The sequence below is a fragment of the Streptomyces sp. NPDC057253 genome (assembly GCF_042669125.1).
GTDB lineage: Bacteria > Actinomycetota > Actinomycetes > Streptomycetales > Streptomycetaceae > Streptomyces.
Genome location: NZ_JBHUXV010000120.1, coordinates 1 through 14,206, shown reverse-complemented (window position 1 = coordinate 14,206; position 14,206 = coordinate 1). Strand labels below are relative to the sequence as shown.

The following is a 14,206-nucleotide window of genomic DNA, read 5'->3' as shown; positions in this document are numbered from 1 at the left end:
TCACCAACCCCCCTTATCACCCTGGTGGTTGAGCCGCAGTCCCTGTCTGACCTTCAGAGCGGCGGGGCTGATCCGCAGAGGGCGGAGTCCCGACGGGTCGAGGACGATGTCCACCCCGGGCGGCAGCTGCGCCAGAAGGTCCGCTCCGGTCGTGGAGAACCAGTCGCACTCGCCGGCGAACCGCGCCAGTTCCTCCAACGACGTGCATACGCCCACCACTTGACCGTCATCAGTGTCGGCGACGTACAGACCGGGTCGGTCCGGGCGGGCGCAGTACACGGTGGCGCTCAACCAGGCCGCCAGCAACTCGTCGGGTGAAGCCTTCTGTTGCAAGACGGCGCTGGCTGCAGCAGGCAGGTCGTGGGGGTGGCCGCTGCCGGAAGTACCGTTGATCATTTGGGTGATTCAATCACGGCGAACAGTGGCTCCGGGCGCTCCGTACTCCCTTCGCGTGACGTCGCTCCACCGACGTCAGCCGGACGTCGGCAGGGTCACCAGGGCCCTTGCCGCTGTCGAGGTCGTACGAGGCCAGCAGCTCCTTGCTCTTCTCGGCGGAGGGCACGACATGAACTCGCTCTCCCCGTGAGTCGCATCCCGTCCGGTTCACGCCCTCGCCCCCTTCCTCATCCCGGCGGAAAAAGATGGTGATCCATACGGAAAAGACCGATGGGTGTGACGTGGGCCTATCGGGGTGAAGGTGTGAACGCGCGTGAGGAGGTCATGGTGTCGCGCGGTGCAACAACGGCGGTACGGCGACGGAACGGACATGTCGGCGCAGCGGGCCCGCCCTTCTCACCTGGCCGAATCCTTACCCGCACTCGCTAGGGTGCGGGCCCTCAGTTGCAGTCGCCGTCGGCACCCGGAGGTCTCCCCGCGATGCACATGGCCGGTGTTCCGCTCGCGGCGCCGCCCGGCGGTGTCCTCAGCCCGGTCGCCCTCGGGTGGATCGGCGCCGCCCTGGCCGCGTTGGTTGTCGTGAACCTCCTGATCGCGTGGGGGTCCCGGCGTAAGCGCAGGCAGGTCCCGGCCGGACAGCTGCGCGAGGAGCTGCGCGGGGAGATCCGCGGCGGCGCCCCGAACGTCCGGGGGCACATCCGGGTCAACCCGGCCCGGTACCCGGGGATTTCCGTCGGTGAGGCCGAAGTCATCGCCGGGGAAGAGGGATTCACCCGGCAGACCCACGGCACCAAGGGGATGTGGCTGTTCCTGCGAAAGGTCTCCGACTGAAGCGCCGGGTCTTCTTCGGCCCACGCACTGAACTGAAGCACGGGGGAAGGAACATGGCCGATTTCAAGGTCAGTCTCGACGAACTGCGCAAGCTGAAGAAGAAACTCGAGGACAGCCAGTCCCAACTCGACGAGGCGATGCGCCGGATGAAGGACACCGGGCCCAAGGACCTGGGCAAGCGCGTGCTCGACAAGGCCTGCGAGGACTTCCAGGACAGCTGGGAGTTCGGGCTCGGCAAGACGCAGGAACGCATCAAGGTCCTCAACGACGCCCTTCCCGCCATCATCAAGGCGTACGAGCAGACCGAGCAGGAGATCCAGGGCGCGTTCCAGCACACCGGAACCCCCACCGCTGCTCCCACCGGAAGGGCTCCCCGGTGACCGACGACTGGCACGGCCTCGGCTGGAACCCCACCCCGGGTCACCCGACCCTGGCGACCAACCTGTCCGACAACCTCCTGCACACCGCCGAAACCCTCCAGACCACCTACGAGTTGCTCGACTCCCTCTCCAAGGAGAGCACTTGGTGGTCGGGCGAGGCGGCCAAGGCGTTCACCGAGAAGGTGACGGACCTCCCCGGCTACCTCCAGCGCGCCCATGACTCCCTCAAGGCCGCGGGCGGCGAGCTCGCCCGGTGGAGCGACACCCTGCACGATCTGAAGGTCAGGGCCGACCACTACGAGGCCGACGCCGAGCAGGCCCGGCGCGACGCCGACCAGGCCGAGCGGGACTACCGGACCGCCAGTGCCGACCCGGATCTGCGCCTGGCCGGACAGACGTTCACGGACCAGGCCCGGCTCGACGACGCCCAGGCCCGCCTGGACGCCGCCGACGACCGGCTGGACGGCGCCGCCAGGACCCTGAACCGCGCCCGCGGCCGGCTCCAGGACCTGATCGACGACGCGAGGAAGTTGGAGACCCAGCACGGCGAGCGGGCCCAGGAGTACGCCGACGCGATCCGCAGACACGCGAGCGACTACGCCCCCGAGGGCGGCGCCTGGGAGAAGTTCAAGGACTGGTGGAACGAGCACGGCGGTGACCTCCTGACCGTCGCCGCCACGGTCGTCGGCATCGCCGCGATCTTCTGCCCCGTCCTCGCACCCATCGCCATCGGCCTCAGCCTGGCCGCCGCGGCCCAGCACACCTATCAGTACGTCAAAAGCGGCAAGGACATGTGGCCGCCGACGTCGAAGAACCTCAGCGAATGGGCCACCCTCGGCGGTGACCTGCTGGGCGCGGTCCCGGGCGTGGGGCCTGCCATCGACGGCACGAAGGCCGCCATCGAGGGTGGCCGGACCGCGTTCGAGGCGGCCCGGGGCGCCGAGACGCTGGCCCGTACCGGCGCCACCGTCTCGCAGGCCGTGAAGGACGGCGGTCAGGCCTTCAACTGGGCGGCGAAGGCGGCCGATCCGTCCAACCCACTCATCGCCAGGCCCGTCGAGTGGGCCGCGGCCAAGCTCGGTTCCTCGTCGGCCGCCGGTGCGATGGCCGCGGACGTCACCCAGGCCGTGGCGACCGGAGCCCTCGCGCTGCCCACGGCGATCACCCTCGACCCGGCCTACACGGACGACTGGGCGACCCCGGCCACCAACGCCACCGTCGCGGGCGACGGCGTCATGGCGGGCGGGCTCGCGGTCGAACCCCTCCAGAAGATCTTCGCCGTGGCCAGGGCCCTGTGACGGCCCCGGCGCCGGAGACCGCCGGCCCCGGCCTGCCGCTGCCGCTCTGGTACACGTTGCCGGAGGGCTTCCGGCCGGTCGAGCTCTCGGCCGACCCCGAGGAGCGCCTGGAGGCCCACTACACCGCCCTGGCCGAGCTCTGCCCTGAGGCCACGACCGGTCAACTGGTCGCGAGCGCCCTGGGATTCGAGGCCGCACTGGGCAGACTGGTCGAGGACGGCCTGGTCCACTTCAGCTCCTTCGTCCTGCGCACGGACGACGACCAACTCCTCACCGGGATCTGCCAGATCTCCGTGACCGACCGCCCCGCCGGAGACCCCCACCTCTACCCGCACAGCGCGCTGCGCGGCCACCCCGACCAGCCGGGCACGCACAAGGCGGTCGTCCCGCTGCCGGCGGGGCTCGCCGCGGTCGTGGTGGCCGATCAGGCGGTCACGGTCCCCGGAGCGCTGTTCGGCGTGCCGGGGGAGAGCACGTCGGCCGTCCGCACCGCCACGTTCCAGCTCGCTTTCCCGCGGATCCCGCAGGCGGTGGTGGTGTCGCTGTCCACCGAGGTCTTCGAGGCGGAGGAGGAGTTCCTGGAACTGGCCACCCTGGTGGCCGCGGGAATCTCCTTCACGGCCCCGACGCCGGCCCGCGCACCGAAGACGCCGGTCACCGCGACGAGCAGCCCTTTCGGCTAGCCGACACAGCAGCCCCTTCGGCCAGCCGACACTCACCTCAGCGCTCCCAGAGCACGTCCCACCACACCCGCACGCCGTGCAGCCCCTCACGGTCCCCGATGACCAGCAGCCCCTCGGGAGTCAGCGCCAAGGCGTCGCACTCGCGCAGCCAGGGCAGCTCCCGCACCCGGCCGGAGAACACGTGCCACAGATGCAGCTCGCCGTCGCTCCAGGCCACGGCGAGCACCGGGCCGGCGGCGGGGGTGTCCGCAGCGGCGAGCGCCGTGACCCGGTACGGCCGCTGCTGCACCGGGACCGGCATCGGCTCGGCCGAGGTCTCCCACAGCCGCACCGAGCCGTCCGCCCCGGCCGTGAAGGTGAGCGTCAGCCCGTCGGCGGTGGCGACGCAGGTGGCGGCCGTGACCGGCTGCTCGTGCACCCGGTGGGAGCGCGGCATGTCCTGGTACTCGCCCAGGGACCACAGGTGCACCATGCCGCCCCGGTCGCCCACGACCGCGTACGGGTTCCGGGCGCCGCCGCCACCGAGCGCGGTGACCAGCGACTCCTCCCCGGCGAGCGCGGCCGACCCATGGTGCTCGGCGATCCGCCCGAGCGCGAAGGCGGTGGTCGGGTCGTCCTCGGTCACGAGCGGCAGCAGCGCGTCGGACCGGTCCAGCAGCAGTGCCGAGCGCGCGTCACGAGCGGCGAGGGAGCGCGGTCGTACGACAGCGGGCTGGACAAATGCGGCCGCGGTGCCGTCGGAGACACCGGACGCACCTGAGCCACTGAAGGCACCCGGCGTGCCGAGCGACGCCCCGCTCCCCACGTCGTACGCCCCCAGCCGCCCCGTCGGCTCCGCGGCCAGCAGCCGTCCCTCCTCGCCCGGCACCAGGGCGAGCGCGGTCACGGGCAGGGTCCGCCGGGCCCACACCGCGGACCACCAGTGCTGTGCGGCGAGCGGTCGCAGGTACTCGGCGAGGTCCGGGTCCGTGCCGAGCGCGGCCGCGTGCAGCAGGGCGGCGCGTTCGGCACTGTCGGTGTGATAAGCCGTCAGCTCCGGCGCGGCCCGCCGCCACACCTCGCGCAGCCGTCCGGGGACGGGGATGCGCTCGTCGGCGAGGGCGGCGGTGAGCGCGGTCGCCGAACCGTGCACCAGGAAGCCGGGGTCGGCCAACAGGCCGCGGACGGCGGCCTCTTGGTCGTCGGTGCGCAGGGCCGCGTCGAGGATGCGACGGCGCACCGGCTCGGGTGCCCGGGACCAGTCGGGGCGGTCGTCGGCGGTGCGTGGGACCGCGGCCACGAGGTCGGCGTACGAAGGCTGTCCGGCAGCACCGCCGTCACCCGCACCCAGGTCCACGACTTCGGCGTCGTCGTGCGCGGCCAGCAGCTCCGACGTCCCGACCTCGACGGCCGCCCGCAGATGGGGAAGGGCCAGCAAGGGCTCCAGCAACTCGGTGACGAGGGTCCCCGGCGCGGCCGAGGGCAGATCCGCGGGGCCCGCTCCCGCCCGGTGCAGATCGGGTACGAGCAGCACCAACGGCCGTTCGTCCGCGGCCACTTGGTCGAGCAGGCGGCCGGGGGAGAGGGGGCCGTAACCGAGCTGGCGGCCCAGCTCCCAGGCGAAGCTCTCGGTCGTCAGCCCCTCGGACGGCACGGTGGCATGGACCGTGAGCCCCGGTCGGCCGATGGTCCCGGCCAGAAGCCAGGCGAGCAGACCGCTCTTGCCGCTGCCCTCGCCACCTCGCAGCAGCAACAGTCGGGGACCCTCGCCGTCGGCCGCCCAGTCGAGCAACCGCTGTCCCGGGACGCGCTTGTCCTCGTCGAGCGGCGGCCAGGCGGTTATGTCCGGCGTGACGGTCGTACCCGCGGTCATGGTGTGCTGGTCCCCTCTACTGCGGCTGCTGGGTCGCTGCCTCACGCAGCTGCCGGATGCCCTCGGCGCGGGACTCGGCCGTCTCGCCGTAGGGGAAGTTGTGGGTCAGCTGCGCGTCGGGGAAGACCTGTCCGAGCCACAGCGAGCAGTAGTGCCCCGGCATGAAGCAGGCCTCCAACTCGGTGTGGATCCGCAGCACTTGCTCCGGCTCCACGCCCGCGGCCCGCAACCGGGCCCAGAGCCGCTCCTCCGGGTGGACGCCGATGTCGCCGGCCTGGGTGATGATCTGCTTCTCGCCCTGGCCGTCGACGATCTCGAAAGCGGTGAACCACTCCGCGCTCGCGGTGTCCCGGATGTCGTCGAGGACGAGGGGCCACCAGTGCTCCCGTCCCTCGAACGCCCGCGGATCGACGGCCCGCAGCCGCTGCTCCAGCTCCGCGTAGGCTGCGGCGGCCGACTGCGGTTCGTCGGTGCCGAGGATCGCGGCGAGGCCCTGGTCCAGCGCGAGGAGCGACCGCGCGAAGGCCTCCGCGCTCGCGTTCACGAACCGGGCATCCTCGGTCCAGTCGAGGAGCACGGCCCGTACGACGCCCTCCTGGTCGGCACAGATCTCGAACCCGCGGTCGGAACCGAGCCGCGTCCACGACCGGCACTCGTCGAGCACGACGGTACGGCCCACGGACTGAGCGAACTCGTGCAGCGGTACGGGGTCGGACGCGGCCGTCGTGAAGTACGGGCCGACGGACAGGGGGAGGGCGATCTCACCGATGCGGCGGACATCACCTGCGGGGACTGTCATGGGTGATCCCGCCTAGTCGATCGACTCGTACACGTTCGAAAGCACAGCATCCCACGGGGGCAGACGCGGGGCGTCCTCGTCATCCCAGTCGAAATCCTCCGACCAGGCGGGCTCCACGCCTTCGAAAGGCAGCGGGTCGGCCTCGATCATCCGCTGCCGCAGAGAAATCGCCACGTCCTCGGAATCGTCGACGTCCTCGGACACCGAGTAGTCGTACTTCGGGCGCTCCAACTGGAGGAGATACGTGAAATAGGCGAAGGAATCGAGGCTGCGGTTCAGCGGACGGGCCCGGTACTCGCCGTCGGGAAGGCAGTACACCGTGCCGGACTCGGGATCCAGCACGACGACGTCGTAGAAGATCTCACCGATGACGAGCCACTTCTCCCAGCCCTCCGGCATGTCCTCGTACTCGGAGAAGTGCTCCAGTTCCGCGCAGCGGCGGAATGCCGCCGGGGTGTCCTCGCCCTCGAACAGCGCGCCGTCCAGGAGGAAGAAGGAGCTGCGGTCGTGCGGGAGCCCGACCTCGGTCAGGACCCTGCGCGCCGAGGCGTGGAGCCCGGCGGGGAGTTTCTCCTCCTGCCACGTCTCGATCTCCTCGGCGGGAAAGACCGACTCCATCATCGCGTGGTCGACGAGCGGGGGCATGTGCTGTTGCTACCTCTTCTTCGGGTTCATGCCGTTCAGGTACTTCTCCATCGCGTCATTGCCCTTCTGCTTCGAATCCGGTGTGTCGCCGTATTCGACGGTATGGGAGACGCGGACATCCTTCGGGAGGTACTCCGACATCCAGGCGCTGCAGTTCTGCGCGCCTTTTCCGGTCGTGCACGGTTCTCGTTCGGTGTAGAGCTCGGTCAGCCGGTCCTTGGTCCCGGCATTGAGGAACGGTATCCCCACCTGCCGTTCCGAATGCGACGCGGGCCATTTGCTGCGGCCGACGATGATGAACTCGTCGTCGTCGCCCGGCTTTCCGTACCGGCCCGCGGCGTAGTTCCGGCTGGAGAATTTCCCCTTCGACGTCCTTCCGTAGTCACCGTTGGCCTGGCGGGCCGTCCTGGTGGCCTGCGAGAGATCAGTGCTACCGAAGGCTACCTGCTGCGACGGTTTGCTCTCCCTCTTGCCCTTGGGCAGCGGATAGTTGCCCGCCTTCCGCTCGGGGACGGTGTCCCCCTGGAGGTTCAGCGAGGTCAGGCGGGTGCGGTCGTCGTCGGTGAGGTCGTGGTGCCCCGCCGAGGTGATCCGGGTGACCTTGCCCTTGTCGTCGAGGTGGTAGACGGGGATGTCGCGGGCCGGGGACTTGGTGAGGCCCTGGAGTTCCGTCGCTATGCCGTCGTCGTTGTCCTTGTGACGCTTGGCCATCTGCTTCAGGCCGCCGGTCATGCTCTCGTCGAGGTGGTCGGCGGAGCGCTTGACGCCCTTGGTGATGCCCTCCATGACCTCGTCCACCATGGGGTCGAGGAGGTTGGTGAGGGGGTCCTTGCCCCGCGCGCGGCCGTGCGAGGACTTCGCGCGGGAGAGCTTGGTGCCGGCCCCGTCGCGGATCTTGCCGCCCGCGCCCTTGAGTCCGTTGCCGGCGCGCTCGTAGGAGTCGAGGTCCATGCTGAACTGACCGCCGCCGCCACCGCCGCCCGAGCTGGACCCGCCGGACCCGCCGTCGGCACCGGCCAGCTGCATCGAGCCGCCGCCCCCACCAGCGCTGGCGAGCTGCATCCCGCCCGACTTGAGGGTGTCGACGCCCTCGCCCAGACCCTTCTCGCCCGCCTTCGCGGTCTGGCCGAGGTCGATGCCGTTCTGGGTGCCGAGGGCGTTGCCGCCGATCTGCACGACCAGGTCGCCCGCCATCGCGCCGATGGCCTGGAAGACCGGGCCCATGGCGACCTCCATGATCCGCCCGGCGATCTCCTCGCACACCTCCTCGAAGATGCGCTTCACGGCGATCCGGGTGACCTGCGTCCCCGCGATGCCGCCCAGGGTGGACAGGCCGAAGGTGAGCGGCGCGGCGGCGATGGCGGCCGCGATCTCCGCGGCGAGGATGCCGAGTTGGGCGATCGCGGCGATCTTCGCGCCCTCGATCAGCACGGCGACCGCGTCCAGCGCGGTGGCCGCCACCCGGCCCGCTTCGGCGAGGTTGGTCAGGTGCTTGCCCTTGACGAGATCCCAGTGTCTTTCCAGGGCCTGGATCGCGAGGCCTTCGTTGCCGCCGATCAGGTCGGTGATCGCCTGGTGGGCGTCCGCGGCACCGTCGTCGATGTCGTCGGCGAACTCCCGCATGGCCTGGGCCATGTCGCGGTAGTCGTCCTCGTCGACGTTGGGCCAGCTGATGCCTATCAGGTCCAGGGCAGCATCCAGCTCGCTCGGCAGGACTACACCCACAAGGACCCCCGTTCGAAAGTTTCTCAGTGCAACGTAACTTTGATCGATTCGGCAGAACAAGTTGAGCAGGCGTCACATGACTTGTTCTGAGGCCCAGTTGGCGCAGACCTTTCCGAACGGAACCGAGGGGCACGGAAATCCGTCGCGCCCTGCGCGGGGCGGCCGTTAACCTCCGCGGGAGCGTGCGCGGATGGGCGACCGCGAGGGGAGCGGACATGGAGACCGGACGCATCCGGACCGACCGACTGGGCGTACTGCTGGACCAGTTCGACTGCGTCAGGGAACGGGCGCAGATACGGCTCGAAGGCCTCGGCGACGAGGAGTACCTCTGGGAGCCGGTCCCCGGCTGCTGGTCGATCCGGCGCCGGAGCGAGGCGGTGACGCCCCGGGCGTACGGTCCCGGCGAGTGGGTCATCGACAAGGGCGCCCCGGACATCCCCTCCGGCGAGTACGCCGAGGTCGCCCGGCAGGCCGCCGACGGCATGAGCGTCGCCAAGATCGCCGAGGACTGGAGCGTGAGCGTCGAACGCGTCGAGGAGGTCCTCGCCCACACCGGCCCGGTGCAGCCCGACATCTCCCCGGTCACGACCATCGCGTGGCGACTCGGGCACCTGCACTCGTGCTTCGCGGGCGAGTGGGAGTGGACCTTCGGCGAACGCCGCACGGATCCGCACCAGTTGGTCGACTTCGCCCCTTCCGCCGCCCTCGCTCAGGAGCGGTTCTGGTCCCTGATCGACCGCTGGCGGGAGGCCGTCGGCGAGGTGACGGAGGACCAGCTCGACACGATCGGCTTCTCCCAGTACCCCTACAGCTCCGCCCCGGACGAGCCGTACATCTCCACGCTGTGGGGCTCCAACCTGGAACTCATCCACCACATGGCGGAGATCGCGCTGCTGCGCGACCTGTGGCAGGCCCGCCGCGCCGAGGGCTGATCCGGCAGGGGTCGTACCCCCCGAGGGGGCATGGTGTGGAGGTCTTGTGGACAAGTCGGCCACGGCCCCGTCGACGCCGACCACCCCGCGACATCGCCGACCCACTTTTGAGAGTCTGTCGACCGTCATCGTCAACCGGACCGACAGTTGGGCGGCCATGAACCACAGCAGCCAGGAATGGGCCCCGCAGGCTCAGCAACCGGGGCCGTACGGCCAGGCGCCTGCTTCTGCGGAGACCGTGATCCACGTCCCCAACAGGGGACTGCGCAGATACGACAAGGTCGCACCCGGGGAGCCGACGACCACCGTCCAGCAGGCCGGCCCCGGCACGAACGGCGAACCAATGGCGTACGTCCACGTGCCTCAGAACGCTTCCAAGGGCGGCCGCCAGGCACGCCCCGCGTTCACCGTGACCGCCCCGAACGGCGAACCACTCAGCTCCGTACGGCCCATCGGTGACGGCGTGTACGAGGTCCAGGGCGGTGACGGCGTCCCGCTCGGCCGGATCACCCGGCGCGGTGGCCGGATCCTGCCGTGGCCGCGGCGTGTGCGGTGGAGCGTCCAGCCCGCCCAGGGGGGCGATCCGCTGGTCGGCGAGGTGGGGACCAGCAAGGCGTGGACGGTGTTCGTCCTGATCTCCCCCCTCTACTTCGTGTGCTGGGCGGTCATGTCGGCGCAGGGAGCGCTCTGGCTGCTGCTCGGCGAGAAGGGCGAGGCGAAGAAGGAATCCGCCTGGGAGCTGGAGCCGCCGACCTGGACGCGGTGGCGGTCGGCCGACGGGCCCGAGCCGGCCATCGAGTACCAGACGGGCCGCAAGTACCGTCTCGCCGCACCCCGGTTGGACCACCGGCTGGCCTATGCGCAGGCCGTGTTGCACGTATGGGACCGTGCGTAGCATGCGCATGCCACAAATTGGCGACAGCGAACTTCGCTGGGTAGGCCGGAAGTTGCTGCTCCGATAGTCTGACCGGCGATCACTGATCACGTAACGGGGAGGCACGGCGATGGCGGACTTCCAGATCGATGTCGATCGTATGAAGACCCTGATCAACAGGCTGGACCAGGTCGACGACCGCATGCGCGGCGCCCAGGAGCGGCTGAACAAGGTCGGTCCCAAGGGTCTGGGCACGGACGGCCTCGACAACGCCTGTGACGACTTCCAGGACGACTGGGGCGACGGCATCAAGCGGATCGCCGACGGCGCCAAGCAGCTGCACGAGGGGCTCCAGAAGACGCTCGAGGCGTACCGGTCGACCGACCAGGATTTGCAGAAGGGCTTCAGCCAGAAGTAGCCCGCACCACCGCTGAGACAGCCCGCGCACGCGGCTGAGACAGCCCGCGCAGGCGGCTGAGACACCACGCACACGCATACAACGGGGAGAAGACGATGGGGATGTTCGACGATCCCAACTGGCCCGGACTGACGTTCAACCCGGCCAAGGGCGACCTGCACACGATCGAGTCGCTGGCGTACGACGTCAAGACGGTCGGCGACGAGCTCGACGAGATGCGCGAGATGCTCGTCGGCATCGGGAAGACGGACGGCATCTGGGACGGCGAGGCCGCCAAGAAGTTCCAGGAGAAGGTCGGCGAGCTGCCCAAGTACCTTCAGCAGGGCCACGAGTCGATGAACGCCTGCTCCAGGGCGCTCAAGGGCTGGCACGACGAACTGGAGACCCTCCAGCGCCAGGCCAGGAACCTGGAGGACCGCGCGGTCGAGGCCCGCAAGCGGCTCGACCAGAAGAACGCCGACGTCGACCGGGTCAACGTCAAGATCGAGGGTGCCCAGTTCCAGCAGCTCACCGAGCAGCAGGCCAAGGCCCTCTCGGAGGAGGCCGACTCCGCCTCCCGGGCGGCCCAGGACGCCGCGACCGACCTCAAGCTCCTCATCCAGGACGCCGAGGCGCTGCGCAAGTACTGGGAGGAGCAGGCCGCCAAGGCCGAGAACGCCATTCGGGAGGCCGCGAACAACCGGCCGCCGGACATCAGCGTCTGGGACAAGATCACGGATGGTCTGAAGGGCGCCTGGGACGGCTTCAAGAACTTCCTGATCGACAACGCGGACCTGTTCTCCACGATCTCCGCCGCGCTCGCAGCCGCCGCCATCGTCGTCAACGTCATCCCGATCGGCGGTCAGGTCGCCTCGGCCATCCTGGGCGCGGGCTCGGTCGCGTTCGCCGGCGCGGCGATGGCCGGTCACTGGATGGGTGGCGCGCCGATGTGGAAGGTCGGCCTCGACGCGCTCGGTGTGATCCCCGGTGTCGGCGGCGCCGGCAAGGCGCTCATCTCCGGCGGCAAGGCGCTGTTCACCGGGGCCCGTGAAGCGGGGGCGCTCGCGTCCGGCGCCAAGGTCATGATGAACCAGATCAAGAACCCCATGAGCACCAAGATGATCAACTGGGGCCTCGGCAAGTTCGGCAAGGCCGTCGACCCGTCGCTCATCACCGGCGGCGTCAAGGGCTTCTCCACCGGCTTCGGCATCGGCCACCTGATCTCCGGCGGCCACGAGGGCGGCAGCGCGCCCGCGGTCTCCACCCAGCCGGCCCCGGCGACCGGTCAGCCGCAGCCCGCACCGCAGGTCACGACGATGCCCTGGCCCGCTTCGGGTGACAAGTTCCACCAGACCCTGGCGGCCTGAGCACCATGAGCGAACTCACCACCGCCGCTCCGGCCACGGAGCCGTTCGCGCTGCACGTCGGCTGGGTGGTCCCGCCATTCTTCCACGAGCTCCCGCTGAGCACCGACGACGCCGACGAGGCGGCCGAGCAGCTCTACGAGACCGTCCACAAGGTCATGCCGGGCGGCACGGACCAGGACCGGTTCCGGATGTTCGTCACCTACGCGAGCATCATCGACGACCTGCGGAACGCAGGAGCCGTGTACGCGGGCTTCTGCAACCTGGACTTCGACGGCCGCCCCAGCACCGCCACCGTCGCCGTGTACCGCATGCCGCTGCACGACATCACCGCCGCGGACGTCCTGTCGGAGGCCCTCACGGGCCTTCGGCGGGCCTACCCCGACGACGACGTCCGGATCAGCACCCTGCCCTCCGGCAAGGGTGACTCCGAGGCCGTCGTGCGGATAGGGCAGGCCCCCTTCACGCTCACCGCCGAGGCCTCGCCCACCGGGGAGCCCCTGGAGGTGCCGCGCGGCCAGATCCAGGTCTACATCCCGCTGCCCAACAACGCGGACCTGCTCGCTTTCGAGCTCTCCACGCCCTGCATGGAGGACTGGGACTTCTACTCGGAGCTCTTCGCGACCATCGTGCGGACACTGGACTGGGCGACGGAGGAGCAGGCCGAGATGGAGGCCGCCCTCTCGATGGCCCAGCCGGTTCCGGACGTGGCGCCCGATCCGGCCGTGGTCCAGGAGCTCTACTCCCTCTCCAGCCGGGTCCTGGACGGTCTCGGTGTGCGCGGCCGGATGGACGAGGGCAACACCGTGTCCTCGGTGACCTGCGCCGACTGCTGGTCCAAGGGCCTGACGACGGTGTGCACGGCCCGCCACCTCTGGCAGATCGACGGTGTGGCGGACGAGCAACTCGCCGCCGCGGTAGGCCGGTTGGACACCGGCTTCCAGAGCCAGGGCTGGCTCAAACTGGCGGGCACACCGGGGGATAGCGTGTCCCTGGTTGCGGACAGCGGCGCCGGACACCGTGTCAACGTCACGGTGATCCACGGGCGGCAGCGGCTTGTCGTCGAGGTCGTCGCCCCCTGCACCCGCATCGTGCGCGGGCCGGGCGACTCGGTGTTCGGATAGGGGAGGCGGCTACGGCATGCAGGACACCACCGGCACCCTTCTGCCGATCAGTGCCCACTCGTTGTCCGCGGACCCCCGACTCGCCGCCGCCGTGAGGGAGTTCGGGCGCACCTACGGCTACGACTACTTCGACGACGAGACGGTCGGGCGGATTCTCGCCGAGCACGAGTCCTCCCTGCGGCGGGTCGCGCGCGGTCCGCTCGTGTGGGTGGGCTCCCTGGCGACCGCCGTCGGGATCGTCTGGCTTGTGTGGGCCGCCTCCGGCAGCCCGGAGAACAAGGTCGTCGCGGTCGCGCCCCCGGCCGCGGTGCTTCTTCTGGCCCTCGCCGCCTTCGTCCAGGTCAACCTCCAGGGCAGACGCAGGCTCCGCCACCCCTTCCTGGAGGGGTACCGCCACGTCCTCGCGGCGGCGCGCGCGCACGGTGCCCCCGTGTCGTTCGTGCCGGCCTGGCTGACCGGCCGGGGCGGCGCGGCACTGGACATGGCCCCGCTGCCGTCGCACCCCGCACCGGCCGCCGGCCCCGCGACCGGCGTACGACCCAGCCCCGCGGCCCCGCCGCCCAAGCCGGCCGAGGTCGAGGAGTACGAGCGGATCGCCGAGCAGGGCGGCTGGCACGACGAGGCGGGCTGGATCCTGATCGTCGCCGGAGCCGTCGGCGTGGGCTACGCGGTCGTCAAGGACCTGCCCGCGGCGTACGCGTCGATCCTGCTCATCGCCCTCGGCATCTGGACCTGGCTCGCCGGCCACCGCCTCGGCCGACGCCGGCGGAAGCTGTCCGGCGAGGCCCTGCGTTACCTCGACGAGCTGACCAGGTCCCAGGCCGCCGGAGCCCCCGTGCACGAACTCTCACCCCCCTTGCGCAGGCTCCTGGACACCCGGCTCTGACAGACGGGCACGTCCACGGC

At 70.4% G+C, this 14,206-nt stretch carries 15 protein-coding genes; 10 read left to right on the top strand and 5 right to left on the bottom strand.

The window, feature by feature from the left end:
• On the bottom strand, positions 1-396 hold the full coding sequence (locus ACFULQ_RS39880) for an SseB family protein (RefSeq protein WP_383554042.1): 396 nt from the start codon (positions 394-396) through the stop codon (positions 1-3).
• A 480-nt stretch (positions 397-876) separates the two neighbouring features.
• On the opposite strand from ACFULQ_RS39880, the gene ACFULQ_RS39875 reads away from it, so the two are divergent.
• Genes ACFULQ_RS39875 through ACFULQ_RS39860 form a run of 4 tightly spaced genes read left to right on the top strand, consistent with a single transcriptional unit; the run spans position 877 to position 3,588 of the window.
• Entirely contained in the window at positions 877-1,227 is a 351-nt protein-coding gene (locus ACFULQ_RS39875) for a hypothetical protein (RefSeq protein ID WP_383554039.1), read from the top strand.
• 53 nt (positions 1,228-1,280) lie between these two features.
• Positions 1,281-1,607, top strand: coding sequence for a hypothetical protein (locus ACFULQ_RS39870; protein WP_383554036.1), 327 nt, complete (start codon positions 1,281-1,283; stop codon positions 1,605-1,607).
• A complete protein-coding gene (locus tag ACFULQ_RS39865) occupies positions 1,604-2,905 on the top strand; it encodes a hypothetical protein (protein WP_383554034.1) in 1,302 nt (433 codons plus the stop codon). Before ACFULQ_RS39870 ends, ACFULQ_RS39865 begins: the two co-directional genes overlap by 4 nt.
• On the top strand, positions 2,902-3,588 hold the full coding sequence (locus ACFULQ_RS39860) for a hypothetical protein (protein WP_383554031.1): 687 nt from the start codon (positions 2,902-2,904) through the stop codon (positions 3,586-3,588). The genes ACFULQ_RS39865 and ACFULQ_RS39860 overlap by 4 nt, the downstream gene beginning before the upstream one ends.
• A 37-nt stretch (positions 3,589-3,625) precedes the next feature.
• Here the strand turns inward: ACFULQ_RS39860 and ACFULQ_RS39855 are convergent, their stop codons facing one another.
• Genes ACFULQ_RS39855 through ACFULQ_RS39840 form a run of 4 tightly spaced genes read right to left on the bottom strand, consistent with a single transcriptional unit; the run spans position 3,626 to position 8,609 of the window.
• A complete protein-coding gene (locus tag ACFULQ_RS39855; protein WP_383554028.1) occupies positions 3,626-5,440 on the bottom strand; it encodes a hypothetical protein in 1,815 nt (604 codons plus the stop codon).
• Between the two features lie 16 nt (positions 5,441-5,456).
• Positions 5,457-6,239, bottom strand: coding sequence for a nucleic acid/nucleotide deaminase domain-containing protein (locus ACFULQ_RS39850; protein ID WP_383554026.1), 783 nt, complete (start codon positions 6,237-6,239; stop codon positions 5,457-5,459).
• A 12-nt stretch (positions 6,240-6,251) separates the two neighbouring features.
• A complete protein-coding gene (locus ACFULQ_RS39845) occupies positions 6,252-6,884 on the bottom strand; it encodes an SUKH-4 family immunity protein (protein WP_383554024.1) in 633 nt (210 codons plus the stop codon).
• Between the two features lie 9 nt (positions 6,885-6,893).
• Complete coding sequence (locus tag ACFULQ_RS39840) at positions 6,894-8,609, bottom strand: nucleic acid/nucleotide deaminase domain-containing protein (protein ID WP_383554023.1); 1,716 nt, start codon at positions 8,607-8,609, stop codon at positions 6,894-6,896.
• Positions 8,610-8,824: 215 nt separating this feature from the next.
• On the opposite strand from ACFULQ_RS39840, the gene ACFULQ_RS39835 reads away from it, so the two are divergent.
• The 6 genes from ACFULQ_RS39835 (at position 8,825) to ACFULQ_RS39810 (ending at position 14,186) form a co-directional block, all read left to right on the top strand.
• Positions 8,825-9,541 (top strand): DinB family protein, encoded by a 717-nt coding sequence (locus ACFULQ_RS39835; protein ID WP_383554021.1) that lies wholly within the window; start codon positions 8,825-8,827, stop codon positions 9,539-9,541.
• A 157-nt stretch (positions 9,542-9,698) separates the two neighbouring features.
• Positions 9,699-10,436: a hypothetical protein gene (locus tag ACFULQ_RS39830; RefSeq protein WP_383554019.1), complete on the top strand. Its 738-nt coding sequence runs from the start codon at positions 9,699-9,701 to the stop codon at positions 10,434-10,436.
• Positions 10,437-10,545: 109 nt separating this feature from the next.
• On the top strand, positions 10,546-10,833 hold the full coding sequence (locus ACFULQ_RS39825) for a hypothetical protein (RefSeq protein WP_330264072.1): 288 nt from the start codon (positions 10,546-10,548) through the stop codon (positions 10,831-10,833).
• Positions 10,834-10,928: 95 nt separating this feature from the next.
• Positions 10,929-12,179, top strand: coding sequence for a putative T7SS-secreted protein (locus tag ACFULQ_RS39820; RefSeq protein WP_383554017.1), 1,251 nt, complete (start codon positions 10,929-10,931; stop codon positions 12,177-12,179).
• Positions 12,180-12,184: 5 nt separating this feature from the next.
• Positions 12,185-13,300, top strand: a complete 1,116-nt coding sequence (locus ACFULQ_RS39815) for a hypothetical protein (protein ID WP_383554015.1) — start codon at positions 12,185-12,187, stop codon at positions 13,298-13,300.
• Positions 13,301-13,316: 16 nt separating this feature from the next.
• Positions 13,317-14,186 (top strand): hypothetical protein, encoded by an 870-nt coding sequence (locus ACFULQ_RS39810; protein WP_383554012.1) that lies wholly within the window; start codon positions 13,317-13,319, stop codon positions 14,184-14,186.
• Positions 14,187-14,206: the final 20 nt, after the last annotated feature.